Here is a 24,225-nt window from a genome sequence, read left to right on the forward strand (position 1 = left end):
CGCCCTTTTGCATCATGCTGCTCCCTCTCCTGCGTTAATTCACAGTCAGAATCGGGCTACCCAAACGCTCCAGCAAGGTTGCCTGGGCGCTGCGCGGGTTCTGGTTGCCGGTCGGTGTGTTGCGGATGTAACGGCCGTCCGGCTGCAGGCTCCAGCTGTGGGTGTTATCGGTGAGGTAAAGCTCCAGTTCTTTCTTGACCCGGGTAATCAGCTTCTTGCCTTCCACCGGGAAGCAGGTCTCGACGCGTTTATCGAGGTTGCGCTCCATCCAGTCGGCACTCGACAGGAACATCTGCTCTTCACCGCCGTTGAGGAAGTAGAAGACCCGCGTGTGTTCCAGGAAGCGACCGATGATCGAGCGCACGTGGATGTTGTGCGAAACCCCGGCGATACCCGGCCGCAGGCAGCACATGCCGCGTATCACCAGATCGATCCGCACCCCGGACTGACTGGCTTTGTACAACGCGCGGATGACCTTCGGATCGGTCAGCGAGTTGAACTTGGCGATGATGTGCGCTGGTTTGCCATCAAGCGCGAACTGGGTCTCCCGGGCAATCATGTCGAGCATGCCCTTCTTCAGCGTGAACGGCGCATGCAGCAGTTTTTTCATGCGCAGGGTTTTACCCATGCCGATCAACTGGCTGAACAGTTTGCCGACGTCTTCGCACAAGGCGTCGTCGGACGTCAGCAGGCTGTAGTCGGTGTACAGGCGGGCGTTGGCGGCGTGGTAGTTACCGGTACCCAAGTGGGCGTAGCGGACAATCTCGCCAGCCTCGCGGCGCAGGATCAGCATCATCTTGGCGTGGGTCTTGAAGCCCACCACGCCGTAGATCACCACCGCGCCGGCCGCTTGCAGGCGGCTGGCCAGTTGCAGGTTGGACTCTTCGTCGAACCGCGCACGCAATTCGATCACCGCGGTGACCTCCTTGCCGTTACGCGCTGCGTCAACCAGGGCGTCGACGATTTCCGAGTTGGCGCCGCTGCGGTAAAGGGTCTGACGGACCGCCAACACGTGCGGGTCCTTGGCCGCCTGGCGCAGCAAATCGACCACCGGAGTGAAGGACTCGAACGGGTGCAGCAGCAGAATGTCCTGCTTGCTGATCACGCTGAAAATGTTCTCGCTGTTCTGCAGCAGTTTCGGGATCTGTGGGGTGAACGGCGTGTATTGCAGCTCCGGGTGACTGTCCAGGCCGGTGATGCTGAACAGCCGCGTCAGGTTGACCGGACCGTTGACCTGATACAGCTCGGTCTCGCTCAGGTTGAACTGCTTGAGCAGGTAGTCGGACAGGTGTTTCGGGCAGGTGTCCGCGACTTCCAGACGCACCGCGTCACCGTAACGACGGGAGAACAGCTCACCGCGCAGCGCGCGGGCCAGGTCTTCGACGTCTTCGGTGTCGACCGCCAGGTCTGCGTTTCGGGTCAGGCGGAACTGGTAGCAGCCCTTGACCTTCATGCCCTGGAACAGGTCGTCGGCGTGAGCGTGGATCATCGACGACAGGAACACATAGTTGTCGCCGGTGCCACCGACTTCTTCCGGCACCTTGATCACACGCGGCAGCAAACGCGGGGCCGGGATGATCGCCAGACCGGAATCGCGACCGAACGCATCGATACCTTCGAGTTCGACGATGAAGTTCAGGCTCTTGTTCACCAGCAACGGGAACGGGTGCGTCGGGTCGAGACCGATCGGGGTGATGATCGGCGCGATCTCGTCGCGGAAATAGCGGCGCACCCAAGTCTTGAGTTTGGTGGTCCAGTAGCGGCGACGGATGAAGCGGACCTGATGTTTTTCCAGTTCCGGCAGCAGGATGTCGTTGAGGATCGCGTATTGGCGATCGACGTGGCCGTGCACCAGATCGCTGATGCGCGCCAGCGCCTGATGCGGTTGCAAGCCGTCGGCACCGGCTTGTTCACGGGCGAAAGTGATCTGTTTCTTGAGCCCGGCAACACGAATCTCGAAGAACTCGTCCAGGTTGCTGGAGAAGATCAGCAAAAACTTCAGCCGTTCCAGCAAGGGATAGGACTCATCCAGCGCCTGCTCCAGCACGCGGATGTTGAACTGCAGTTGCGACAGTTCGCGATGGATGTACAGGCTGCTGTCATCCAGCCCCGGAATCGCGACTGCCGGCGCCACCGGTGCCGCTTCGGCTACCACCACCGCGGGCGGGGCAGGCTCGATTTCGACGACAGGCTCAACCAGGGGTTGAGCTTCTTTTACGGCAACTTCAGTAAGTCCTTCGGTATTCATCGGATGTTCCTGGGAGGGCTATTGTTGCTCTCGTAACAATTGAGCGGCACGTACGGCAAAGTAAGTCAGGATGCCATCAGCTCCAGCGCGTTTAAAAGCGGTCAGGGACTCTAGAATAACCCCTTCGCTCAACCAGCCATTCTGGATTGCTGCCATGTGCATCGCGTACTCACCGCTGACCTGATAGACAAAGGTCGGCACTTTAAATTCTTCTTTGACCCGGTAAAGGATGTCCAGGTACGGCATGCCTGGTTTGACCATGACCATATCCGCGCCTTCTGACAAGTCCGCCGCCACTTCGTGCAGGGCTTCGTTGCCGTTGGCCGGGTCCATTTGATAGGACGCCTTGTTGGCCTTGCCCAGGTTCAGCGCCGAACCCACCGCATCGCGGAACGGACCGTAATAGGCGCTGGCGTACTTGGCCGAGTAAGCCATGATCCGCACGTTGACGTGACCGGCCAGCTCCAGCGCTTCACGAATCGCCTGGATGCGACCGTCCATCATGTCCGACGGAGCCACCACCTGCGCACCGGCAGCGGCGTGGGACAAGGCCTGTTTGACCAGCGCATCGACGGTGACGTCGTTCTGCACATACCCTTCTTCATCCAGAATACCGTCCTGACCGTGGGTGGTGAACGGGTCCAGCGCTACGTCGGTAATCACCCCCAGCTCCGGGAAGCGTGCACGCAGGGCACGGGTGGCACGCTGGGCGATACCCTCCGGGTTCCACGCCTCGGCAGCGTCGAGGGATTTGAGTTCAGCCGGGGTCACCGGGAACAGCGCCACGGCTGGAATGCCCAGCTCGACCCACCGGGCCGCTTCTTCAAGCAACAGGTCGATCGTCAGGCGTTCGACACCTGGCATCGAGGTAACCGCTTCGCGACGGTTTTCGCCGTCGAGCACGAAGACCGGAAGAATCAGGTCATTGGTGGTCAGGACGTTTTCACGGACCAGACGACGAGAAAATTCATCACGACGGTTGCGACGCAGGCGGGTTGCAGGAAACAAACGATTGGCGGGGGTAAAGCTCACGGCAGACTCCTGAGCCCGCGCTGGCGGGCGAGCGTGACAGTTATAAGCGGCCATTATGACTAACGTATGACAGTTATGTGCACCCCTGCGACCTGTAGTCGCAATCATTGTCCTTGTAGGAAATGTTCACGTCGAGACACATTTCGACACTTTCCTGAATGTGCCTGAAGGGTTAGGCTGCGCGTTCATTTCGCCAGCACCCAGACAATGCTCCAACAATTTCTGCATGACTTCGGCTACTTTGCCCTTTTCCTCGGGACGTTCTTCGAAGGCGAAACCATTCTGGTACTCGCAGGCTTCCTCGCGTTCCGCGGATACATGGACATCAACCTGGTGGTAATCGTGGCGTTCTTCGGCAGTTACGCCGGCGATCAGCTGTGGTACTTCCTGGGGCGCAAGCACGGCCGCAAACTGCTGGCGCGCAAACCACGCTGGCAACTGATGGGTGATCGGGCGCTGGAGCATATCCGCAAGCACCCGGACATCTGGGTGCTGAGCTTTCGCTTCGTCTACGGCCTGCGCACGGTAATGCCCGTGGCCATCGGCCTGTCGGGTTACCCGCCGGGACGCTACCTGATACTCAATGGTATTGGTGCAGCGATCTGGGCCAGCGCCCTGGCGGCTGCCGCTTACCACTTTGGCGCGGTGCTCGAAGGCATGCTCGGCAGCGTCAAGAAGTACGAACTGTGGGTACTCGGCGCCCTGCTGGTGCTGGGCTTCTGCCTCTGGCTGCGCCGGCGTTTCAAGAATGCTCGCCTCGCCAAGCAGATCTACGAAGACGATCAGCTCCTGCAAGCTGAAAAGGCCAAGAGCAGCGAACCTACGACGCCAGTCGAGTGATGCGGTTTTTGCAGCAGTAGAGACCGATGCCGCTGAGCAGGCTGTAACTGAGCAGGCCGATCCAGCCCACCGCGCTGGCCGGCCATAGCCCGACCAGCGGCGCCAGCCACACCAGCGGCAGATTCAGCGCCAGCCGCAGCAACTCCAGTTTCAACGCCTGCGGGCGATTCTCCAGGGCCACGCCCAGCACAAACAACCCCAGCGCCACCGCCCCCCAGCCCAACACCAGGGCCGCAGCTGGCAAGCTTCGCTGCAGATTCATCAGGTAGCTGCCCAGCGCGATGTACAAGCAAAACTGCAGTGCGATATACACCTGCTGCCGCCCGTCCAGCGGCACCTCGAATTTGCGGAACTGACTCAGGTCCGGCTTGTTCATCGGGTACTTCGCCGCCACGTCCGCCGGCCGCCAACCGGTGCGCATGAACCAGATTCGCAGCTTGTCCCACCAGCGTTCGGCGCGTCGTGCATCGGCCCATAACTGCGCATAGAACTGCACGTTCGCCCACAACGGGTTCCAACTCGCCAACGGTGTGGTCACGCCAAAAATCACCGGCTCGTTGTCGTCCTCTTCCTGGAACGAGCCAAACAGCCGATCCCAGATAATGAACACCCCACCATAGTTGCGATCCATGTAGAGCGCGTTTTGCGCATGGTGAGCCCGATGGTTGGAGGGCGTGACGAAGAACCATTCGAACCAGCCGAGCTTGGGGATGTGCTTGGTGTGAACCCAGAATTGATACAACAGGTTCAGCGCCGCGACGCTGACGAACACCAGCAGCGGCACGCCGAGTACCGCCATCGGCAGGTAGAAAATCCAGCTCAGCAGGAACCCGGTGCTGGTCTGGCGCAACGCCGTGGAGAGGTTGTAGTCCTCGCTTTGGTGATGCACCGAATGCGCCGCCCAAAGGATGTTGCGCTCGTGCCCCATGCGGTGCAGCCAGTAATAGCAGAAGTCATAGAGGACAAAGGCGAACACCCAGACCCAAATGCTCTCGGCCGACAGCTCGAACAACGCCAGATGCTTCAGCGCAAACGCGTACGTCACCAGCCCCACACCTTTGGTCAGCAGGCCGGTGGTGGTCGACAACACACCGGTGCTGAGGCTGTTTATCGCATCGGCCAGGCGATAATTACGCACCCCGCGCCAACGATCCGCCAGCAGCTCGACGGCAATCAACACGAAGAAAAACGGCACCGCATACAGAATGAAGTCCATGACGCGACCTGATCGCAATGGTGATGACTGATCCTAGGTGTAGCCGTGAAATAACCCTATGGCAACGAGTGACAAATTAGTGGACATTTAACGCCATGAAACTGGAGAAGAACCCATGAGCAAAAAAGTTGCAGTGATACTTTCCGGCTGTGGCGTGTATGACGGCGCCGAGATCCATGAAAGCGTGATGACCCTGCTGCGCCTCGACCAACGCGGCGCGCAGGTGCAATGTTTCGCCCCTGATATCGCGCAATTGCATGTGATCAACCACCTGACGGGCAAAGAAATGCCCGAGTCGCGCAACGTGCTGGTGGAGTCGGCGCGCATCGCTCGCGGGCAAGTGAAAGACCTGCGTGAAGCCAATGCCGAAGACTTCGATGCGTTGATCGTGCCCGGTGGTTTTGGTGCAGCGAAGAACCTGTCCAACTTCGCCGTCGAAGGCGCCGGTTGCAGCATTCAGCCCGATGTCCTGGCGCTGGCCGAAGCCTTTGCCGAAGCCGGCAAACCGGTTGGCCTGATCTGCATCTCGCCGGCGTTGGCGGCGAAAATCTACGGCCCGGGCGTGACCTGCACCATCGGCAACGACGCCGACACCGCCGCCGCCATGACCCGAATGGGCGCGACCCATGTCGATTGCGCCGTCGGCGAGATCATCGAAGACAAGGCACGCAAACTGGTCAGCACTCCGGCCTATATGCTGGCGCAATCGATCAGCGAAGCGGCTTCAGGGATCAATAAGCTGGTGGATCGGGTGCTGGAACTGACTCACGAGAATGCGTAAACCTTCTCTGACGGTCGAAAGCTTTGTGGCGAGGGGGCTTGTCAGGGTTTTCGGGATAGCCGGGTGATGATCCGGTCCAGCGCATTGGCGAACGCCTGCTTCTCGCGATCGCCAAACGGCGCTGGCCCGCCCCCCATTTGACCCTGCTCGCGCAGGTCGGTGAACAGGTTACGCACCGCCAACCGATCGCCCATGTTCTGCGCATCGAACTCCTTGCCCCGCGGATCCAGCGCGGCAACGCCTTTCTTCACCAAGCGGTCGGCCAGCGGCACATCGCTGCAAATCACCAACTCACCCGGGACTGCGTGCTCCACCAGGTAATCGTCGGCTGCATCCGGGCCGCTCGGCACCACGATCAACCTCACCAGGGCCAGACCCGGCTTGATCTGCGGCTGCCCGGCCACCATCACCACCTCAAACTGGCGCTTGAGGGCGAACTTCACCACCAAGTCCTTGGCTGCCCGAGGGCAGGCGTCGGCATCGATCCAGACACGCATTGTGTTTACCTCTTTCAAAAGCATCGCGGGCAAGCCTTGCTCCTACAGGGTTTCCTGTCGCGCCACAAACACGTGAACGACACGAATCCGTAGGAGCAAGGCTTGCCCGCGATAATGAGCGCAGCGAATACGGTTAAGACACCTGTACCCGCCGCTTCTCCGCCATGCGACTACGGCTATACAGCACGACAATCGCCAGAATCGCCACCGCCTGCGCCCCCAGCGAATAGGCGTCAGCGTGAATCCCCAGCCAGTCGAAGTCAAAGAATGGCACCGGACGAGTGCCGAAGATCCCGGCCTCCTGCAAGGCCTTGACGCCATGCCCGGCGAACACCACCGACAACGCGCAGAGCAAACCGGCGTTGATCCCGAAGAACAGCGCCAGCGGCAGTTTCGCCGAGCCGCGCAGGATCACCCAGGCCAGACCGATCAACAGCACCAGCGCCGTGGCGCCACCTGCCAATACCGCGTTATGCCCGGCCGGGCCGGCTTGCAGCCACAGGGTTTCGTAAAACAGCACCACTTCGAACAGCTCGCGGTAGACCGAGAAAAACGCCAGCGCGGCAAACCCGAAACGCCCACCGCCGCTGACCAGGCTGCTCTTGATGTAATCCTGCCAGGCCGCCGCGTGGCGACGGTCGTGCATCCACACCCCGAGCCAGAGCACCATGACACTGGCAAACAATGCGGTGCAGCCTTCCAGCAACTCGCGCTGGGCACCGCTGACATCGATCACGTACGCCGCCAGCGCCCAGGTCGCCAGACCCGCCACCAGCGCCAATCCCCAACCGATGTTGACGCTGCGAATCACCGACTGCTGACCGGTGTTGCGCAAGAACGCCAGCACCGCAGCCAGGACCAGAATCGCTTCCAGCCCTTCGCGCAACAGAATCAGCAAGCCGGAGACATAGCTCAGCGACCAGCTCAAACCATCGCTGCCCAGCAGGCCCGCGGACTCCTTCAGCTTGGTTTTGGCAAACGCCAGCCGTTGCTCGACTTGCTCGATCGGCAGCCCGTCCTGCAACGACTGACGGTAAGCCATCAGGGATTTTTCAGTGTCTTTGCGCACTACGGTGTTGACGTTGTCCAGCGAGCTTTCGACCAGTTCGAAGCCCTCCAGGTACGCCGCTACCGAGAGGTCATAAGCCTGCTCGCGCTCGCTGGCACGGTAAGCGGCCAGGCTCTTGTCGAGGGTCGCGGCGGTGTAATCGAGCAACTGCGCCGGGCCACGCTTGACCTGCGGCGGCTGGGCGCGCTGGGCGCGGAACGTGGCGGCTGCCTGAGGGCCTTCGGCCGCCAGCACTTCCATCGGGGTCTGCCGGGCAAGGTCGGCAAGGTTGAAGTTCTTTTCACTTTTGGCCGCAGCCGGATCGGCGCTGAACGCGGCGATGTAGGTCGCCAGATCCCAGCGCTGACGCTCGTCGAGTTGATCGGCGAAGGCTGGCATGTCCGTGCCTTCGATGCCCTGCCCCAACGTGCTGTAGATCGCGTACAGGCTCAGGCGGTCGAGCCGCGTGGCATCACGCAGATTGGCCGGTGGCGGCGTCAGGCCAACACCTGCAGGACCATCACCGGCACCGGCGTCGCCATGGCACACCGAGCAGTGCTGCGCGTACAACGGCGCACCGCGCGTGGGATCCGGGGTAATGATCGGTGCCTGACTGACTTCATACGCCACCGCCAGTTTCGCGCCCAATTGCCGCGCCTGTCGGGCCACCTCCGCACCGTCCTGACGCTGGGTCACCGCGTTGCGCAGATTGCTCACGCCCTGCTCAAGTTCCGCCCGCTCGGGTTTGGCCGGCAGCGCAACGATCAGCCCCTGCAAGACGCCAAGAAACTCCAGCTGTTCGCGGTACTCGCCGTCATCGATGACCTGCCCCGCCTCCACGGTCGCCGGATAATCGGCACCGATGTAATCGAGCAAATGCAGTGCCTGTGGCGCACCTTCCAGCGTGTCGGCCAGCAGGTTGAAACTGCACAGGGCAAACAAAGGGAACACCAGCCAGGCCAGGAAACGGGACGGGGCAGTCATGAATGAATCTCAATTGATAATACGAAGTAACACATTGTTCACTCTCAATGCTTTCCGCTCAAGCTTTGTCGTCCACAGTTTGAGGATTCGGACACCTCCCAGATGATGGCACCTCTAGAAAAAATGAAATTAAAAAGCCATTACATGGCCATTATCCGCGCTTATAATGCCGCGCCCTCGTTATTGCGATCGGGCATTTAAGCTCCTCTTTTTATGAGGATTTGGCATGGAAAACCTTTTCCCTGTCGATTGGTTCACCCAGCCCGACCAGCACGCTCGGCTGTTTAAACTCAGGGAAGAAGTACTCATGGCATCCCGCACCCTCACCTCGATCACGCTCAGCGCAGTTACTTTGCTTGCCGGTTGTTCGGCCTTTCGCAGCTACGACACAGAACTGCAGCAAACCAACCAGCAGTTGGCCAGCGGTCACGTCGACGCCGCACTGACCCTGCTGGAAAAGAACAACACAGGTGAAAACAAGGACCTGCTCTATTACTTCGAGAAAGGTGAACTGCTGCGCGCCAAGGGCGACCTGACCGGCAGCCAGACCGCCTGGAAAAGCGCGGACCAGGTCGTCGGTACCTGGGAAGAGTCGGTCAAGCTGGACACCGACAAGTACCTGACCCAGTTCGGCAGCTTTCTGGTCAATGACAAGGTCCGCCGCTACGAAGGCTATGACTACGAAAAAGTCATGCTGACCACGCAAATGGCCTTGAACCTGCTGGCGGTGAACGATTTCGACGGTGCCCGTACCGAAATCAAGAAAACCCACGAACGTGAAGCGGTGATCGCCGAACTGCGCGACAAGGAATACCTCAAGCGCGAGGACGAGGCCGAGAAGCAAGGCGTCAAGACTCAGTACAAGGACCTGCAGGGTTACCCGGTGGCGAGTCTCGACGCGCCTGAAGTGGTCGGCCTGAAGAACAGCTATCAGAGCGCATTCAGTCATTACCTGGCCGGTTTCGTCTACGAAGCCCTGGGTGAAAAAGACCTGGCCGCGCCGGGCTATCGCAAAGCCGCCGAACTGCGCCCCAACACGCCGTTGCTCGAACAAGCGCTGCTGAACCTGGACAAGCCGGCTGGCAAAAGCGAAGAAAGCGACATCCTGATCGTCGTGCAAAGCGGCCTCGCGCCGGCCCGCGACTCGATTCGCATCCCGCTGCCACTGCCGATCAGCAACAACGTGGTGATCACGCCGTTGTCATTCCCGGTGATCAAGCCTGACACCTCGACCGTGACGTACGCGCAGATCGGCGTCGACGGCCAGCAACAGAACCTGACCCAGCTCAACAGCACTACGGCCATGTCCCGCCGCGCACTGCGTGACGATATGCCCGGGATCATCCTGCGCACCACCGTCCGCGCGATAACTCGCGCTGTGGCGCAAAAGAAGATCAACGAGACCAATCCACTGGCCGGCCTGGCCGTAGGTATTTCGTCGGCGGTGATGGAAGGCGCGGATACCCGCACCTGGCGCACCCTGCCCGACAACACCCAGGTGGTGCGCCTGCGCCTGGCTAAAGGCGAGCATCAACTGAGCCTGCCAAATGCTCTGGGCGGTTCGCGAATCACGGTCAAGGTCGATCAGCGCTTCCAGGTGATCAGCCTGCGTACGGTGGGCAATCAGGTGTTCGCCAGTGGCGCCGCCCACGTGATCCCAAGCGCCACCCCGCAAGTCGTGGCCAGCGTCAAACAACCTTAAGCGGAGCTTCTCCATGCGTTTCAAACTGATTGCTGTCGCCGCCCTGGCTCTGCTGGCCGGTTGCGCCACCCCGCCGCCACCTGCGCCCGGCAGTGCCGCGAGCAAAGTCGTGGTGATGAACAAGTTCAACAACATCGCCATAGGCGCGATGCGGGTCGCCCGTGAAAACGGTTTCCTGACCGTCAAGGTCGCGCTGAACAACACCAGCCACACCAACATGACGATGTACTACCGCTTCGTCTGGCTGGGCGACGACGGCTTCCCGGTGGCCGATGAAGAAAGCTGGAAAACCCTGAACCTGTATGCCGCGCAGGCCACGTTCCTGCCAGCCATCGCGCCTGTGCCCAAGGCCACCGACTTCCGCCTTGAAGTCAAAACCCCTTAAGCCCCCCTATTTCGTGACAGAGAGACACTCCCATGTTTGCACGCTTTTCGTTCCTCGCCGTGGTCGCCCTTCTGGCCAGCGGCTGCGCCAACAACTCGCCGGTCCTGGGCGGGAAAAACATCGGTTACGGCGACAGCAAGGCTGTGGAGCTGGTGACCAACGAGTTCGGTTCCACTGACCTGCAGATGATCGCCGAGTCCATGACCCGTTCCCTGGCCCAGTCCGGCATCTTGCAGGGCCGCCCGGTCGTGCAGGTCTACGACGTGAAGAACAAGACCAGCGAATACATCGATACCCGCGAAATCACCACCAGCATCAAGACTCAACTGATGAAGTCCGGTACCGCACGCTTTGCCAGCGACAACACCGCGATGCAGAGCCAGGTTGACCAGCTCAAGCTGCAAAACCAGAGCGGCCTGTACAAGAAAGGTACCGTGGCCAAGACCGGCAACATGATCGCCGCCAAATACCGTCTTGAAGGTTCGATCAGCTCGATCGTCAAGCGCAGCAGCGATTACAAGGACGTTTTCTACAAGTTCAGCCTGCAACTGATCGACGTTGAAAGTGGCCTGGCCGAGTGGATGGACGAGAAAGAGATCCGCAAAACCACGGAGCGTTAAGCAATGCGTGCATGGATTGGCATCATGGCCCTGGCCTGCGCGTTTGGCGCGCAGGCGGCCCCGAAAATCGCGGTCACCGACCTCGCCTACCAGGAGCGGGTGGAGCAGTACATCCACATCGTCTCTGCTCAGAGCAACATGCAGGCGGGCATGTACCACGCCAGCGGCTCGTCGAGCTACAACGAGGTCGAGGCCAGCAGCAGCTATATCGAGCAAGGCGAGCTTCGCAAGTTCACCGGCGATATCAAGGGCGAGATTCTCAAGTCCGGGATGTTCCAGCTGGTGCAGGGCACGCCGTACACGGCCAAGTCCAAGGAAGACGTCTACGACGTGATCAAGCGGATCAAGGCCGGTAACTACAAGGGCGCCGACTATGTGTTGTTCGGCACCCTGTCGGATATCGACTTCACCCGCGACATCACCTCGCTGGCCAACACCGACAGCTACTCGGCGATTCTCGGCCTGAACCTGGTGGCGGACTTCAGCCTGATCAATACCCGGACGTTTGAAATCACCTCGGCGTTCACCGCCATGGGTGAAGGCCAGGACACCAAGCTGGTCAACGGCAACGACGTCAAAGTGTCGCTGAATCGCCCACGGGTGGTACGTGATGTGTCCAAGTCGCTGGGTGAGGATGTGGCCCGTCAGTTGGCCGAGCAACTCGGTCGCGGCGTTCAGCAACAGCCGGGGCAAGCACCGCTGCGCAATAACCTGCCGCAGGATACGGCGCCGGTTATTCTGCGCTAAGTAACATTCGCGGGAACGAAAAAGGCGACCTCTTGAGGTCGCCTTTTTTGTGCGTTGCGGGTGTTATACCGCGGCTCTGCGAATGGTCGCCAGCAGCCCGGCCGCACCAATGAACAGTCCGGCAAACGTACGGTTCATCCGTCGTTGTTGCTTGGGTGTGCGCAACAGTCGCAGTACCTTGGAAGCGAGGCCGGTATAGCCGGCCATCACGATCAGGTCCACGCAGATCATCGTTATGCCCAGGATCAGGTACTGCGCCACCAGCGGCGCGTGCGGGTCGATGAACTGCGGCAGCACCGCCAGCATGAATACCAGCGCTTTAGGGTTGCTGACATTCACCAGGAACCCGCGAAACAACAGCGCCAGCGGTTTGCCGATCTGCCGAATGGCCGCGTCATCGCTCATGTTGCTGGGCAGTGCGCGCCATTGCTTGACCGCCAGATACACCAGGTACGCCACGCCAAACCATTTGATCGCGTAGAAGGCCGTGGCCGATGCGGCGAGAATCGCGCCCACACCGGCGGCGACAATCGCAATCTGCATCGCCAGCCCCAGTTGCAGGCCCAGGGCGTTCCAGTAGCCGCGCCAGAAACCGTATTGCAAACCACAGGACATCGACGCAATAGCACCGGCGCCCGGGGAAAGACTGATCACCCAACAGGCGGCAAAAAACGCCAGCCATGTCTCAAGCACCATCGCACACCTCGACTCAGACTCGTTATAGACGTCTAAGCTAATGCGCTGGCCTGTGAATGACTATCGTTTTTTTGCAGAAAAATGGCCCTGCCGACCAGCGTTAGCGGCAGCCCGGCTTACTTTCCGAAGCCGCTCGACAACTCTTCGCTGCCGCGCCAGCGTCATAACCGAACGCTGGCAGGCCGCTATCAGGACAGCGCTTCCAGCTCTGCCTGCATGCTTTCGAGCAGTTCCAGGGCTTCCATCCAGGTTTCTTCAAGCTCGGCTTCGCGAACCTTCAGCTTGGCCTGTTCGGCCAGCAGATCACGCAACTCGTCCTTGCGGGCGGCTTCGTAGACGGCGCTGTCGCCGAGGCTGGTTTCGATCTTCGCCAGCTTCTCGTGCAACTTGCCCAACTCGGCTTCGAGTTTGTCGGCCTCGCGTTTGTGCGGTGCCAGTTGCTGACGCAACGCAGCAGCAGCCTGACGCTGGGCTTTCTTGTCGGTCTTGTCCGGATTGACCGGCGAGTTGTTCACCGGCGCATTGCGCTGGCGATAATCGACCAGCCAACGGGCGTAGTCTTCCAGATCGCCGTCGAACTCTTCGACCTTGCCGTCGGCCACCAGGAAGAAGTTATCCGTGGTGCTTTTGAGCAAATGACGATCGTGGGAGACCACCAGCACTGCGCCACTGAATTCCTGCAGGGCCATGGTCAGCGCCAGGCGCATTTCCAGGTCCAGGTGGTTGGTCGGTTCGTCGAGCAGCAACAGGTTTGGCCGGCCCCAGGCGATCAACGCCAGTGCCAGACGGGCCTTTTCACCACCGGAGAAATTCAGCACCGGCTCGTCGATCCGCGCACCGCGGAAGTCGAAACCGCCGAGGAAGTCGCGCAGGGTCTGCTCGCGTTCAGTCGGCGCCAGACGCTGCAAATGCAGCAACGGGCTGGCCTTGGAATCCAGCGAATCCAGCTGATGCTGGGCAAAGTAGCCGACCACAGTGTTTTCGCCACGGGTCAAGCGGCCGGACAACGGCTCGAGTTCACCGGCAAGGTTTTTGATCAGGGTCGATTTACCAGCACCGTTGGGGCCGAGCAAACCGATCCGTGCGCCAGGAATCAGTTGCAGCTTGACCTTTTCCAGCACCGCTCGCTCGCCATAACCCAGACGGGCGTCGGAGAGGTCGATCAACGGGCTGGAAATCTTCACCGACTCGCGGAAGACAAAGTCGAACGGCGAATCGACGTGGGCGGCGGACAACTCTTCCATCCGCTCCAGCGCCTTGATCCGGCTCTGGGCCTGACGGGCCTTGGTGGCCTGGGCCTTGAAGCGGGCGATGTAGCTTTCCATGTGCGCACGTTGCGCCTGTTGCTTCTCGTAGGCCTGTTGTTGCTGGGCCAGACGTTCGGCACGGGCACGCTCAAACGCCGAGTAGCCACCGCGATAGAGGGTAATCTTGCGCTGGTCGACGTGAGCCACATGATCGACCACGGCGTCGAGGAAATCGCGGTCGTGGGAAATCAGCAGCAAGGTGCCGGGGTAGCTCTTGAGCCACTCTTCCAGCCAGATAATGGCGTCGAGGTCCAAGTGGTTGGTCGGTTCGTCGAGCAGCAACAGGTCCGACGGGCACATCAGCGCCTGCGCCAGGTTCAGGCGCATCCGCCAGCCACCGGAGAAATCTCCGACCTGACGATCCATCTGTTCGTTGGTGAACCCCAGACCCGCAAGCAACTTGCGCGCCCGGGCATCGGCGGTGTACCCGTCGGCGCTGTCGAGCTCTGCATGCAGACGCGCCTGTGCGGCGCCGTCATGGGCGGCTTCGGCGGCGGCAAGGTCGCGTTGCACCTCACGCAGGCGCAGGTCGCCATCGAGCACGTAGTCGACCGCCAGGCGTTCGAGCGTCTCGATCTCCTGGCGCATGTGGGCGATGTGCCAGTCGGCCGGCAGGAAGCAGTCACCCGAGTCCGGGTGCAGTTCGCCCCGGATCAAGGCGAACAGGCTGGATTTGCCGGCGCCGTTGGCACCGATCAGGCCGGCTTTGTGACCGGCGTGCAGGGTCAGCTCGGCGTCTTCTAGCAGACGTTGCGGGCCACGTTGTAAAGTCAGGTTCTGAAGTCGAATCATAATGGCGGCGGAGTCTACCAGCTTCGCTCGCAACTGGCGCGAGTAGCACTATGTCCTCTGACCTGTGGAGCTTTTCCCTGACCCTCTACACCCGACCGGGTGTTGAGGACGCCTGCCTGAAGCTGCAAGCAGCCGGCGCCGACGTTTGCCTGTTGTTGTGCGCCGCCTGGCTCGGACAGCGCGGCGTGAGATGCAATGCACAACGCCTGCAACACCTCCAGCACCTGGCCGGGCCATGGCATGCGGAAGTCGTGCAACCGCTTCGACAACTGCGCACGCAATGGAAAGCCGCTGCCCTCGACGACGAGGAACTGAATACGTTACGCACGCAAGTCAAAGCGCTGGAGCTGGAAGCCGAACGGCAACTGTTGTCACGTCTGGAAAATGCGGCGCAAGCATGGCCGCAGGGTCAAGCCAAAGACCTGGCCGTGTGGCTGGAAGGGTTGGCGGCGAGCGCCGCCAACCTGAACCGCGACGCGCTGAATCAGCTGCGCGTCGCAGTGACCGGCACTTAGGAAGCGCTGGTCGGGGTGTTGGTAGTGCTTACTGCCGCTGCCGGTACAGGCGAAGCGGCTGGCGTGCTCGTGGATGGAGCAGGTGAAGCCGCCGGTGCAGGCGTCGCAGGCTTGGCAGCCGCTGGTGCGGTTGCCGGTTTTGCAGCGACTGGTTTAGCGGCAGCAGGTTTGGCCACGACTGGCTTTTTCACCGTCGGCTTGGCTGCTGGTTTGGCAGCAGACGTTGCAGGTTTCGCAGCAGCCGGTTTGGCAGCGCTGGACGTTGCTGGCTTGGCAGCGACGGCGGGTTTAGCTGCGGGCTTGGCCGGCGCTTTGGCAGCTGCGGTTTTGGTCGCTGGCTTGGCGGCAGGTTTTGCAGCAACCGGTTTAGCAACTGGCTTGGCGGCAGGTTTCACCGCAGCGGTTTTGGCTGCTGGTTTAGCAGCAGTTTTTGCAGCTGGTTTCGCTGCGGCAGTTTTCGCTACGGCAGGTTTGGCGGCGGCAGTTTTAGCAGCCGGTTTGGCTGCTGGTTTAGCGGCAGCTGGTTTGGCAGCGGTCGGTTTGGCAGCCGGTTTGGCAGCACTGGCAGCGACTGGTTTTTTCGCTGCAGGTTTGGCGGCGACTTTCGCTGGAGCCTTGGCCGGCGCCTTGGCAGCTACCGGTTTGGCAGCCGGTTTTTTCGTGGTGCCAGCAGCGGCGGCTGGCTTGGCCGAACGCAGGGTCAGCGTTTTGCCGACAGCCTCTTTCACGCGACCAATACCCTGGGCCAGTTTCAGGCTTTCCTGGGCATCGCGCTTGAGTTGCAGAATGTAGCTGCGAGTCTCGGACTGACGCTCCTTGAGCGCGTCCAGCAGGTCTTCAAGTTCTTGAACCGCATCTTTGGCCTTGGCTTGTGCCTTGGCTTTGCCGGCCGCCGCAGCGTCCTGCAATTTGGTGCGAGATTTGTGCAGTTTTTCCTGTGCTTTTCCGCGCTGCTTTTCCAGTTTGGCGAGCAGTTTTTCAGCATCAGCCAAGGCTTGGGAACAAGCGTTTTCCAAATGCTCGAGCAAGCTGCCCGAGAGCTGATGGAGTAAGTGCAACGGAGTATTTACAGGCTTCTTATTGGCCGACATGGTTTACCTCCTGGCTGACGTGAGTGCGGCTCATACTAGACCTCTGCTGCTACCGCCGCTAGGGCATGTTGACAGTATCGAGTGCCGGGCGTTGCAGCGATTTGAAAATGTTCTGCGCACACTTAAAAGCAGTTCACCGGTCACAGCATTCTCACTGGCATAATCCTCCCCATCTCAGGCTGGAGAGTGCCCATGTCGCGTTACCTTTTTTTACCCTTGTGCGTGTTTTTTTCAATGGCTCAAGCCGCAGAAAAAGCCACGGAAACCGACGCCCATGATCTCGCCTACAGCCTCGGTGCCAGTCTGGGTGAACGTCTGCGGCTGGAGGCTCCCGATCTGCAAATCCAGGCACTGGTGGAGGGATTGCAACAAGCCTATCAAGGCAAGCCACTGGCGCTGAAGGATCAGCAAATCGAGCAGATTCTCGCCGAGCACGAAGCACAAATGGCCGAGCAACCCGCCGTGCCGCAAAGCGAAGTTGCCTTGGACAAGGAGCAACGTTTCCTGACGGCCGAGAAGGCAAAACCAGGGGTTCGCGAATTGGCGGATGGCATCCTCCTGACCGAACTGGTCGCGGGCAGCGGCGCCAAGGCCGGACCCAATGGCAAGGTGCAGGTTCGCTACATTGGCAAGCTGCCCGATGGCACGGTGTTCGATCAGAACAACCAGGCGCAATGGTTCAGCCTCGACAGCGTGATCAGTGGCTGGCGCAGTGCGTTGCAACAGATGCCGGTGGGTGCGAAATGGCGCCTGGTGATTCCATCCGCGCAAGCCTACGGCGCCGATGGCGCGGGGGACCTGATTGCACCGTTCACGCCGCTGGTGTTTGAAATCGAACTGCTTGGCGCGACGGGCTGAGCAATCGCCCAAACGAAAAACGGTGCGCAGTGCGCACCGTTTCAGGGATCGTTTATATCGAGGAGAAACTCAGGCTTGCTCTGGAGTTTCTTCCTTGTGGGCCGTGTGCAGCACTTCGATCAGGCAATCTTCCAGTTCGAAGCGCTCGTGCAACAGACCGCCAAGCTCCTGGAATTTCTCGGCAACGCACTTGCCTGCATCGCAAAGATCGTTGAACGCCAGCAGCTTCTCGGTGATCACGTCGATGCGCGGGTAAATGGTTTCAGCCAATTCAAGCCCGCGTGTATCACCGAACGCCTTGGCTTCGCCCGTCAGTTGTTCGTAGATTTCGAAGTGGCCGGCAGAGACGTAATCGACCAGGACACCACAGAACTCCTGCAACGGCTTGCGGTTTTCGCCCAGAGTCTCAGGCTTGGCGCCGAGAGCATCATAGGCTCGAACCAGTTCGTGACGCTCCTGCAACCAACGATCGATCAGCAGATGCACTCCACCCCAGCGTTCCTGAGCATTCTGACAACTTTCGAGCATGGTGATCTCTCTTCCCTTATGGGTAATGCCGCCCGCACTCGCCGCAAGACTTGAAAATCAAGATTTGGCCAGGCTGAGCACCATCGAGCAACAATTCCAATGATACGTGCGGGCCAGATTATGCCCGCACGCCAACAGCTTCAAGGTACGCAGGAGATAAAGTTCATACAAGTGTTTAATCAACCGCCCTGCCCCGGTGCGACGACTCGCCGCTGGGCGGTCGCTGATACGCATACCAGACCAGCCGCACGATCTGGTAAGCCCCGAGAATCGTCACTCCGACAAAAAACAACAGACTCCATTCCGGAATACTCAGGTCGAACAGCGTCCAGGAAATTTCCGCGCAGTCAGCCGTTCCGCTGAAAACCCTCTCCACAACACACAGCCAGGACATGTCGGTGAACAGGCCTTCCAGACCGGGAGAGCACCCCGACACGTGTTGAACCGAATCACTTTGCAATACCACCTGGCGCCACGCTGCCACCATTCCCGCCAGGCTGCAGAACAGACCGAGCAGCCAATAAAGTAAACAGCCCAGGCGCCTGGGCCCGTGCAGCGCGGCGATCAGGCAGACCATCGTGAACAGGACGAGAAAAAGCCGCTGCAACAGGCACAGCCCGCACGGCTTGAGCCCGATAGAGAACTCCAGATAGTACGAAGCGCCCAAGGCCAGGGCGCCCGCTATGAAAGCCATGAAAAACAAGGAACGTGTGCAGGCCAAAGACATGGCTTATCCGTAACAGAAGAGACAGGCAGTTACGGTAGAGGAAAGCCCTCTGGCCTTTCAAGGCAAGGCAGTGCGGAGACTTCGCCAAAGATGTAGGGAAATCCCGACAGAAGAGACAGGATCAAATGTAGTCCCTTGTAAGACGCTGCCTATACCCGGCATGACGAGGAAGAATTTTACGGTATTCAAACGCCGGGGCGCCCGTTCGGGCGACCCGGTCGTCCAGCACCTTACGCACGGGCGGGCACCGGCAAAGGCGAAGCCAGCAGGCGCTTGTCCAGCAACCCCAGGCCTTCCTGGAAGAGCTGATTGCTGCGCTCGGTGTCACCCAACTGAGCCAGCAGACGTGCGAGCTCGGCACAGGCCTCGGGGTTGCGCTGAACCCGCAAGCTGCTTTCCAGATAGTCCCGTGCCTTACCCCACAGGCTGCTTTGCAAACACAACCGCCCCAGGGTCAGCAGCAAGCTTGGGTCGCCAGGATGGTCCTTCAACCAACCCTCGGCCACGTGCAGTTGCCGCGCCGGATCGCTGCCACGCAGCAAGCCATACAGCCGCGCCAGATGGCTGTCATATTTACGTTTGAGCGCCCCGCGCAAAACCTCTTCTGCCTCGACCTCAGCCCCCAGTTGTCGCAACTGTTCGGCATAGGCCAGCACCAGTTGCGGTTCTTGGCGCTGAGCGGAAGTCAGCTGTTGCCAGGCGCGATTGAGTGCCTGTAATCCAACCGTACCGTCTTCCTCCCGGCGAGCTGCCAGGGTGAGGTTTTCACCCCAGGCACGACGCTCCAGCTCTGCCAGCTCGCTGGCCGGCAGAACCTTGTCCTTGCGCAATTCCGGTAACAGGCGAATGACCGCCGACCAGTCGCCACGCTGTTGATGCAAACGTTGCAACTGACGCAAGACCTGAACGCTGTGAGGATGACGCTCGTGCATGGCCTGAAGAGTTGTCAGCGCACCGTCGGTATCGCCACGATCGGTCTGCAACTGCGCGTGACTCAAGGCAATCGCCAACTCGGCCTGAGGCTGACGCTCCAGCGCACGCTCCAGCAAGCTGTCGCTTTCGTCATAGCGACCCTGCTCGTTCGCCGCTCGCGCAGCCCCCAGGTAGTAGAGCAGCGGCTGGCGCTCGGCTTCAGCAGCGCGAGACAAGTGACGCTGAGCGCTGGCCCAACGACCTTCAGCCAGGTCCAGCTGGCCATGCTCGATCGCCACTTGCACACGACGACTGCGGTTGCGGTTCGACCAGGGATTGACTACACCGCTGGAAGTGGCCACCAACTCGATCAGCATCTTGATGCCCCATAGCACCAGCCAGATCACCGCCACCAGCGCCAACGTCGCCCACAGGCTCGATTCGTAGCGGAAGGTCTTGTAGGCGATCAGCACGTAACCCGAGTGCTGGGCGATGGCCAGTCCCAACGCCCCGGCGGCGGCGATGAGCAAAAACACAATCACATAAAGTCGCTTCATGGGCTGGTCACCGGCGTAGTGCTCGCGGCAGGTTTCACCGAGTCCTCGGCACTGACGTTACGCCGCTCCAGATACGCCTGCACCGTGCTCAGGGTGGTTGCCAGGTCAGGCGTGATGACCGTTACCGGTTGTTTGCTCAACTCGGCAACCTGTTCGAGCATCACTTTGCTTTGCGGGTTGTCCTGATTGAAGCTGCCTTTGAGCACATCCCGCGCCTCGGTCAGCGCCTGGGTATACACCGGCGCCTGGCCGTTGAGCGCGGCCCATTGCGCTTGCTCAAGCGCCAGGCTCAGTGCCAGACGGACCTGAGTCAGGCTTTGCCCGGCGAGCAATGGACGAATGTTTTTATCGGCATTGAAATCGATGCGAATGTAGCGCGAAATCTGGTCCCACCATTGCGCCCAGCGACTGGCGCCATCGCCATCGGAGGTCAGGGCCGAGAGCGAATCGCGCTCATGAAACTCCGGGGCGAGTTCGCTGAGTTCAGCCACCTGATCACGCAAGGCACCCAGTTGCAGGAACAACCCGGTGCGATCCGGTTGCTCGGTACTGCGCAGCGCAGCAAGACTTTTCGCAATCTGCTCGCGGGCGGCGAAAGAGCCCGGATCATTCTGCTCGCGAAGGATTTCATCGGCACCTTGCACCAGTGCCTGAGCGCTGCCGATGTCCTGCAAGGCAGACAGACGCAAACTGGCCAGACGCAGCAGGTGCTCGGCCTCGGCCAAGCGCCAATCCTTGCGGCTGGCGCCCAGAACCGTTTCCAGACGCTGATTCAAGCGCTGCTGGTCGCCCTGCAACTGGATCACCAGGCGTCGTCGGTCTTCCAGTTCATTGGCTGGCGGTAATTGCTCAAGCCGGGCTGACAGACGCTGCTCATTGAGCTTGAGGCTTTGTGCTTGATCGTTCAGGGCCTGCAATTGCCCCAATTGTTGCTGGTTGTTGGCTTGCAGGCTACGCACCTGCCAGATCCCCCAACCGCCAGCGGCAACCCCCGCGGCACCCAGCAACATTGCCAGGATCACCAGCCCTGAGCCACGGCGCGGCTCAGGGCTCTTTACAGTTTCAACCGACGCATCGAGCGCTGGCTGGACGTTATCTTTTGGCAAGGCTGTTTCGCTCACGTATCCATCCTTTGCATTAGAGAACGGGCCGGGTTTCCCGCAACGCCGTTAGCAAAGCCGCGGCACTGGCGCCACGACAATCCACAACTGTTTGGGCGCCGGCAGCCAGCGCCATCTCGGCCACCCGAGGGCTTGGAACAAACAAAGGCAACCGCGCCAACTCAGGCCAGGCACTGCCCGCCAATTGGCGCAGGTGCTCAAATCCCTGCCCACTGCTGACCACTACACCGTTCAAGCGTTCCGCTTGAATCCGCTCAGGCAATACCCCCTCGGCATAGCGCGGCAAGCCGCGACGGTACAACTCCAGATAATCGACACTAGCACCTTGCTCACGCAAACGCTCTGCGAGCAGTTCACGTCCACCCTCGCCGCGCATGATCAACACACGAGCATCGGGCCGGGCGATAGCCTCGCGCAACGGAGTCAGTTCAAGCAATGCTTCGCTGTCATCGCCCTCCACCGGGAAGCTGACATCCAACCCATGATCCTGGAGGATCTGCGCGGTCGCCGCGCCCACGCTGAACCATTTCAAGCGCAGTGATTGCGAGCAGTACCGATCAAGCAGATCCACACCGATTCGGGCGGCCGGCTTACTGACCACGATGACCGCACAATAGCGATCCATACCCTGAATCACCTCGCGCATTGTCTCAGAGACAGGAATCGGCTCTATCTCCAAAAGCGGCAAGCTGCTGCTGAAAATCCCCTTTTCGGCAAGAATATCGGTCAGCATCGCCGAATCATCCACGGGACGCGTCAACAGCAGGCGCCACCCCGTCACTCGTGACCTACCTCGCCATAGACCGACTTCAGAATGTCGTTGGCGCCCTGGCCAAGAAGGTCTTCGGCAACTTGCACACCCAAGGCTGCGGCATCGCTGCGTGGCGCACGACCCTCGGCACGGAGCAGCAGCCCCCCCTTCGGATCACCCACCAGGCCGCGCAGCCAGATCTGCTCGCCTTCGAGCACCGCGTAGCACGCGATCGGCACCTGACAGCCGCCGTTCAAGTGCTTGTTCAGCGCACGTTCGGCAGTGACCCGCGTGGCGGTGTCCTGGTGATGCAGAGGGGCAAGCAGGGCATGAATGTCAGTGTCGGCGCTGCGGCATTCGATACCGACAGCACCCTGGCCACCTGCTGGAAGACTGTCATCGACACTGATCGAAGAGCTGATGCGATCTTCAAAGCCCAGCCGAATCAAACCGGCCGCCGCGAGGATGATCGCGTCGTACTCACCGGCGTCGAGCTTGGCCAGCCGAGTGTTGACGTTGCCCCGCAGAAAGCGGATTTGCAGGTCCGGCCGGCGGGTCAGCAGTTGTGCCTGGCGACGCAGGCTGGAGGTGCCGACCACGCTGCCCTGAGGCAACTCGTCGAGGCTTGCATAGGTGTTGGAAACAAAGGCGTCACGTGGATCTTCGCGTTCGCAGATGCAAAACAGGCCTAGGCCTTCAGGGAAGTCCATCGGCACGTCTTTCATCGAGTGCACGGCAATGTCGGCTTCGTTTTCGAGCAGCGCGGTTTCCAGTTCTTTGACGAACAGGCCCTTGCCGCCGATTTTCGACAGCGGTGAATCGAGCAGCTTGTCGCCGCGGCTGACCATAGGCACCAGCGTCACGACCAGACCCGGGTGGGCCTGTTCCAGACGAGCTTTGACGTATTCGGCCTGCCACAAGGCCAAGGCACTTTTGCGGGTAGCGATGCGGATTTCGCGAGGGGACATGGATCAATCCGTACTGAATAGATACAGCGGATAATAACAGCTCAGCCAAATCCGCTTTGACTTGTATCAGAAACAGCGCAGCCTCCCTGGCCTCACCTATCCGGTAAAGGAGAGTGAAATCCGTGCGCGAACAGCGGACTAAAGCTGTTGCATCATCTTGCGCACACCCGCGACATGACGTCGGCTGACAATCAGCGCATCACCGTTGAGGCCTTTGAGAAAGAGCTGGAAATGCCCAAGTGGCGTGCGCTGCAGCCGTTCGATACGTTCGCGGGCTACCAGTGCATTGCGGTGAATACGTACGAACCGGTCGCCAAATTCGTCTTCAAGGGCTTTCAACGGCTCGTCCAGCAGAACCTCGCCACTTTCGTGGCGCAAGGTCACGTATTTGTGGTCGGCAATGAAATAGACCACTTGAGCCAACGGGATCAGTTCGATGCCTTTGCGGGTTCGCGCACTGATATGGCTGCGTGGGCCACTGCCGGTTTCTGCCGCCGGCCGAGTCAGCGCCGCGAGCTGGACGCGGTTGGGGCGCTCGGCTTTTTTCAAGGCGTCGAGCAGCTGCTCCGAACGTACCGGTTTTGCCAGATAGCCCACCGCGCTGGCTTGCAGGGCATCCAGGGCAAATTCATCCTGGGCCGTACAAAACACCACCGCCGGTGGCGTCTCGCGTTCACACAACCTTGCGGCGACTTGTAAACCGTCGAGGCCAGGCATGCGGATGTCGAGCAGCACGATATCGGGCTTCAGGCTGTCGATCAGGGTCAATGCCTCATCGCCATTGGTGGCGCTGGGCTCCAGGACACTGTAACCCTCGAGTTCGCCGACCATACGGCTCAGGCGCTCGCGGGCTTGGGGTTCGTCATCAACGATCAGGACATTCATATTGCGCTGGATTCCTGCGTGAGTCTCGCACAAGGATAGCGTAGACAGGTGAAGTGACATCCGTCACCGCGATCCACGCTAAGACTAGCGCGAGCGCCAAAAAGTGCCGTACGTCGGGTTGCAATATTTATCGGTGCCTGCGCAGTTCCATTCGAAGCCAGCCGCGACGTGGCGTCACCGTAGGGATTGCTGCTACACAATATGAACACCCCTCTTCTCTATATAGTCGGCTTCGACACTGACGTCGCACGCTTCGATGAGACTCAGCACATGATCGACAATTGCGCTGACCCTCACGTCCAACTGTAGACGCTTGCCGCGACGACAGTGCTCATTTGAAAAATATCGTTGCGTAAACACGGCAGCGACTCAATTGAGTATGGTCGGTCAAATAAGAAAAAAACGTAGCGACCAGTG

The 24,225-nt window shown here is 60.2% G+C and carries 23 protein-coding genes and 1 pseudogene; 8 read left to right on the top strand and 16 right to left on the bottom strand.

Annotation, left to right across the window (positions count from 1 at the left end; translation table 11 throughout):
* Positions 1-34 precede the first annotated feature (34 nt).
* Together ppk1 and hemB are read right to left on the bottom strand one after the other, a co-directional pair.
* Positions 35-2,248, bottom strand: coding sequence for a polyphosphate kinase 1 (gene ppk1, locus AO353_RS08885; protein WP_054594588.1), 2,214 nt, complete (start codon positions 2,246-2,248; stop codon positions 35-37).
* An 18-nt stretch (positions 2,249-2,266) separates the two neighbouring features.
* The gene (gene hemB / locus AO353_RS08890; protein WP_054594589.1) at positions 2,267-3,280 is read right to left on the bottom strand and encodes a porphobilinogen synthase; all 1,014 of its coding nucleotides are present in this window, start codon (positions 3,278-3,280) and stop codon (positions 2,267-2,269) included.
* Between the two features lie 207 nt (positions 3,281-3,487).
* Here hemB and AO353_RS08895 point away from each other — a divergent pair, with 207 nt between their 5' ends.
* Positions 3,488-4,120, top strand: coding sequence for a DedA family protein (locus tag AO353_RS08895; protein WP_054594590.1), 633 nt, complete (start codon positions 3,488-3,490; stop codon positions 4,118-4,120).
* Here the strand turns inward: AO353_RS08895 and AO353_RS08900 are convergent.
* Positions 4,101-5,336 (bottom strand): sterol desaturase family protein, encoded by a 1,236-nt coding sequence (locus AO353_RS08900; RefSeq protein ID WP_054594591.1) that lies wholly within the window; start codon positions 5,334-5,336, stop codon positions 4,101-4,103. The two genes, AO353_RS08895 and AO353_RS08900, sit on opposite strands and share 20 nt — an antisense overlap.
* Positions 5,337-5,451: 115 nt before the next feature.
* On the opposite strand from AO353_RS08900, the gene elbB reads away from it, so the two are divergent.
* Positions 5,452-6,117 (top strand): isoprenoid biosynthesis glyoxalase ElbB, encoded by a 666-nt coding sequence (gene elbB, locus AO353_RS08905; protein ID WP_054594592.1) that lies wholly within the window; start codon positions 5,452-5,454, stop codon positions 6,115-6,117.
* A gap of 41 nt (positions 6,118-6,158) precedes the next feature.
* On the opposite strand, the gene AO353_RS08910 is transcribed toward elbB, so the two are convergent.
* Both AO353_RS08910 and AO353_RS08915 read right to left on the bottom strand, forming a co-directional pair.
* The gene (locus AO353_RS08910) at positions 6,159-6,614 is read right to left on the bottom strand and encodes a YaiI/YqxD family protein (RefSeq protein ID WP_054594593.1); all 456 of its coding nucleotides are present in this window, start codon (positions 6,612-6,614) and stop codon (positions 6,159-6,161) included.
* A gap of 133 nt (positions 6,615-6,747) precedes the next feature.
* Positions 6,748-8,646, bottom strand: a complete 1,899-nt coding sequence (locus AO353_RS08915; RefSeq protein WP_054594594.1) for an FTR1 family protein — start codon at positions 8,644-8,646, stop codon at positions 6,748-6,750.
* Between the two features lie 307 nt (positions 8,647-8,953).
* On the opposite strand from AO353_RS08915, the gene AO353_RS08920 reads away from it, so the two are divergent.
* The 4 genes from AO353_RS08920 to AO353_RS08935 are packed head-to-tail and all read left to right on the top strand — an operon-like array spanning position 8,954 to position 12,100.
* On the top strand, positions 8,954-10,348 hold the full coding sequence (locus tag AO353_RS08920) for a COG3014 family protein (RefSeq protein WP_054598199.1): 1,395 nt from the start codon (positions 8,954-8,956) through the stop codon (positions 10,346-10,348).
* A 13-nt stretch (positions 10,349-10,361) separates the two neighbouring features.
* Positions 10,362-10,733 carry a YcfL family protein gene (locus AO353_RS08925; protein WP_054594595.1) on the top strand — a complete coding sequence of 124 codons (372 nt, stop codon included), beginning with the start codon at positions 10,362-10,364 and terminating at the stop codon, positions 10,731-10,733.
* 32 nt (positions 10,734-10,765) lie between these two features.
* A complete protein-coding gene (lpoB, locus tag AO353_RS08930; RefSeq protein WP_054594596.1) occupies positions 10,766-11,353 on the top strand; it encodes a penicillin-binding protein activator LpoB in 588 nt (195 codons plus the stop codon).
* A gap of 3 nt (positions 11,354-11,356) precedes the next feature.
* Complete coding sequence (locus tag AO353_RS08935) at positions 11,357-12,100, top strand: penicillin-binding protein activator LpoB (RefSeq protein ID WP_054594597.1); 744 nt, start codon at positions 11,357-11,359, stop codon at positions 12,098-12,100.
* 63 nt (positions 12,101-12,163) lie between these two features.
* On the opposite strand, the gene AO353_RS08940 is transcribed toward AO353_RS08935, so the two are convergent.
* Both AO353_RS08940 and AO353_RS08945 read right to left on the bottom strand, forming a co-directional pair.
* Positions 12,164-12,796 (bottom strand): LysE family transporter, encoded by a 633-nt coding sequence (locus tag AO353_RS08940; RefSeq protein ID WP_054594598.1) that lies wholly within the window; start codon positions 12,794-12,796, stop codon positions 12,164-12,166.
* 188 nt (positions 12,797-12,984) lie between these two features.
* Entirely contained in the window at positions 12,985-14,895 is a 1,911-nt protein-coding gene (locus AO353_RS08945; protein ID WP_054594599.1) for an ATP-binding cassette domain-containing protein, read from the bottom strand.
* Positions 14,896-14,945: 50 nt separating this feature from the next.
* Here AO353_RS08945 and AO353_RS08950 point away from each other — a divergent pair, with 50 nt between their 5' ends.
* Positions 14,946-15,410 (top strand): TIGR02444 family protein, encoded by a 465-nt coding sequence (locus AO353_RS08950; RefSeq protein WP_054594600.1) that lies wholly within the window; start codon positions 14,946-14,948, stop codon positions 15,408-15,410.
* On the opposite strand, the gene AO353_RS08955 is transcribed toward AO353_RS08950, so the two are convergent.
* Positions 15,407-16,501, bottom strand: coding sequence for an AlgP family protein (locus AO353_RS08955; RefSeq protein ID WP_054594601.1), 1,095 nt, complete (start codon positions 16,499-16,501; stop codon positions 15,407-15,409). The genes AO353_RS08950 and AO353_RS08955 overlap by 4 nt on opposite strands.
* Before the next feature lie 192 nt (positions 16,502-16,693).
* On the opposite strand from AO353_RS08955, the gene AO353_RS08960 reads away from it, so the two are divergent.
* Positions 16,694-17,359, top strand: coding sequence for an FKBP-type peptidyl-prolyl cis-trans isomerase (locus AO353_RS08960; RefSeq protein WP_054594602.1), 666 nt, complete (start codon positions 16,694-16,696; stop codon positions 17,357-17,359).
* A 69-nt stretch (positions 17,360-17,428) separates the two neighbouring features.
* Here the strand turns inward: AO353_RS08960 and AO353_RS08965 are convergent, their stop codons facing one another.
* The 8 genes and pseudogenes from AO353_RS08965 to AO353_RS31490 all read right to left on the bottom strand — a co-directional run.
* Complete coding sequence (locus AO353_RS08965) at positions 17,429-17,887, bottom strand: Rsd/AlgQ family anti-sigma factor (RefSeq protein ID WP_054594603.1); 459 nt, start codon at positions 17,885-17,887, stop codon at positions 17,429-17,431.
* A 175-nt stretch (positions 17,888-18,062) separates the two neighbouring features.
* Entirely contained in the window at positions 18,063-18,614 is a 552-nt protein-coding gene (locus AO353_RS08970; protein ID WP_054594604.1) for a disulfide bond formation protein B, read from the bottom strand.
* Between the two features lie 230 nt (positions 18,615-18,844).
* Entirely contained in the window at positions 18,845-20,083 is a 1,239-nt protein-coding gene (locus tag AO353_RS08975; protein ID WP_054594605.1) for a heme biosynthesis protein HemY, read from the bottom strand.
* A complete protein-coding gene (locus tag AO353_RS08980; RefSeq protein ID WP_054594606.1) occupies positions 20,080-21,204 on the bottom strand; it encodes a uroporphyrinogen-III C-methyltransferase in 1,125 nt (374 codons plus the stop codon). The genes AO353_RS08975 and AO353_RS08980 overlap by 4 nt, the downstream gene beginning before the upstream one ends.
* 16 nt (positions 21,205-21,220) lie before the next feature.
* Positions 21,221-21,985, bottom strand: a complete 765-nt coding sequence (locus tag AO353_RS08985; protein WP_054594607.1) for a uroporphyrinogen-III synthase — start codon at positions 21,983-21,985, stop codon at positions 21,221-21,223.
* Complete coding sequence (gene hemC / locus AO353_RS08990) at positions 21,982-22,923, bottom strand: hydroxymethylbilane synthase (RefSeq protein ID WP_054594608.1); 942 nt, start codon at positions 22,921-22,923, stop codon at positions 21,982-21,984. The genes AO353_RS08985 and hemC overlap by 4 nt, the downstream gene beginning before the upstream one ends.
* A 138-nt stretch (positions 22,924-23,061) precedes the next feature.
* Entirely contained in the window at positions 23,062-23,808 is a 747-nt protein-coding gene (locus AO353_RS08995; protein ID WP_054594609.1) for a LytR/AlgR family response regulator transcription factor, read from the bottom strand.
* Positions 23,805-24,054: pseudogene (locus tag AO353_RS31490) on the bottom strand (sensor histidine kinase); the annotation flags it as partial. The pseudogene AO353_RS31490 and the gene AO353_RS08995, both read right to left, overlap by 4 nt.
* Positions 24,055-24,225: the final 171 nt, after the last annotated feature.

This window comes from Pseudomonas fluorescens (genome assembly GCF_001307155.1).
Taxonomy (GTDB): domain Bacteria; phylum Pseudomonadota; class Gammaproteobacteria; order Pseudomonadales; family Pseudomonadaceae; genus Aquipseudomonas; species Aquipseudomonas helvetica.

Excerpts from the sequence above, each read along its gene's own strand:
- ppk1 (WP_054594588.1), bottom strand. The coding sequence starts at position 2,248 with ATGAATACCGAAGGACTTACTGAAGTTGCCGTAAAAGAAGCTCAACCC.
- AO353_RS08895 (WP_054594590.1), top strand. The coding sequence starts at position 3,488 with ATGCTCCAACAATTTCTGCATGACTTCGGCTACTTTGCCCTTTTCCTC.
- AO353_RS08900 (WP_054594591.1), bottom strand. The coding sequence starts at position 5,336 with ATGGACTTCATTCTGTATGCGGTGCCGTTTTTCTTCGTGTTGATTGCC.
- elbB (WP_054594592.1), top strand. The coding sequence starts at position 5,452 with ATGAGCAAAAAAGTTGCAGTGATACTTTCCGGCTGTGGCGTGTATGAC.
- AO353_RS08910 (WP_054594593.1), bottom strand. The coding sequence starts at position 6,614 with ATGCGTGTCTGGATCGATGCCGACGCCTGCCCTCGGGCAGCCAAGGAC.
- AO353_RS08915 (WP_054594594.1), bottom strand. The coding sequence starts at position 8,646 with ATGACTGCCCCGTCCCGTTTCCTGGCCTGGCTGGTGTTCCCTTTGTTT.
- AO353_RS08920 (WP_054598199.1), top strand. The coding sequence starts at position 8,954 with ATGGCATCCCGCACCCTCACCTCGATCACGCTCAGCGCAGTTACTTTG.
- AO353_RS08925 (WP_054594595.1), top strand. The coding sequence starts at position 10,362 with ATGCGTTTCAAACTGATTGCTGTCGCCGCCCTGGCTCTGCTGGCCGGT.
- lpoB (WP_054594596.1), top strand. The coding sequence starts at position 10,766 with ATGTTTGCACGCTTTTCGTTCCTCGCCGTGGTCGCCCTTCTGGCCAGC.
- AO353_RS08935 (WP_054594597.1), top strand. The coding sequence starts at position 11,357 with ATGCGTGCATGGATTGGCATCATGGCCCTGGCCTGCGCGTTTGGCGCG.
- AO353_RS08940 (WP_054594598.1), bottom strand. The coding sequence starts at position 12,796 with ATGGTGCTTGAGACATGGCTGGCGTTTTTTGCCGCCTGTTGGGTGATC.
- AO353_RS08945 (WP_054594599.1), bottom strand. The coding sequence starts at position 14,895 with ATGATTCGACTTCAGAACCTGACTTTACAACGTGGCCCGCAACGTCTG.
- AO353_RS08950 (WP_054594600.1), top strand. The coding sequence starts at position 14,946 with ATGTCCTCTGACCTGTGGAGCTTTTCCCTGACCCTCTACACCCGACCG.
- AO353_RS08955 (WP_054594601.1), bottom strand. The coding sequence starts at position 16,501 with ATGTCGGCCAATAAGAAGCCTGTAAATACTCCGTTGCACTTACTCCAT.
- AO353_RS08960 (WP_054594602.1), top strand. The coding sequence starts at position 16,694 with ATGTCGCGTTACCTTTTTTTACCCTTGTGCGTGTTTTTTTCAATGGCT.
- AO353_RS08965 (WP_054594603.1), bottom strand. The coding sequence starts at position 17,887 with ATGCTCGAAAGTTGTCAGAATGCTCAGGAACGCTGGGGTGGAGTGCAT.
- AO353_RS08970 (WP_054594604.1), bottom strand. The coding sequence starts at position 18,614 with ATGTCTTTGGCCTGCACACGTTCCTTGTTTTTCATGGCTTTCATAGCG.
- AO353_RS08975 (WP_054594605.1), bottom strand. The coding sequence starts at position 20,083 with ATGAAGCGACTTTATGTGATTGTGTTTTTGCTCATCGCCGCCGCCGGG.
- hemC (WP_054594608.1), bottom strand. The coding sequence starts at position 22,923 with ATGTCCCCTCGCGAAATCCGCATCGCTACCCGCAAAAGTGCCTTGGCC.
- AO353_RS08995 (WP_054594609.1), bottom strand. The coding sequence starts at position 23,808 with ATGAATGTCCTGATCGTTGATGACGAACCCCAAGCCCGCGAGCGCCTG.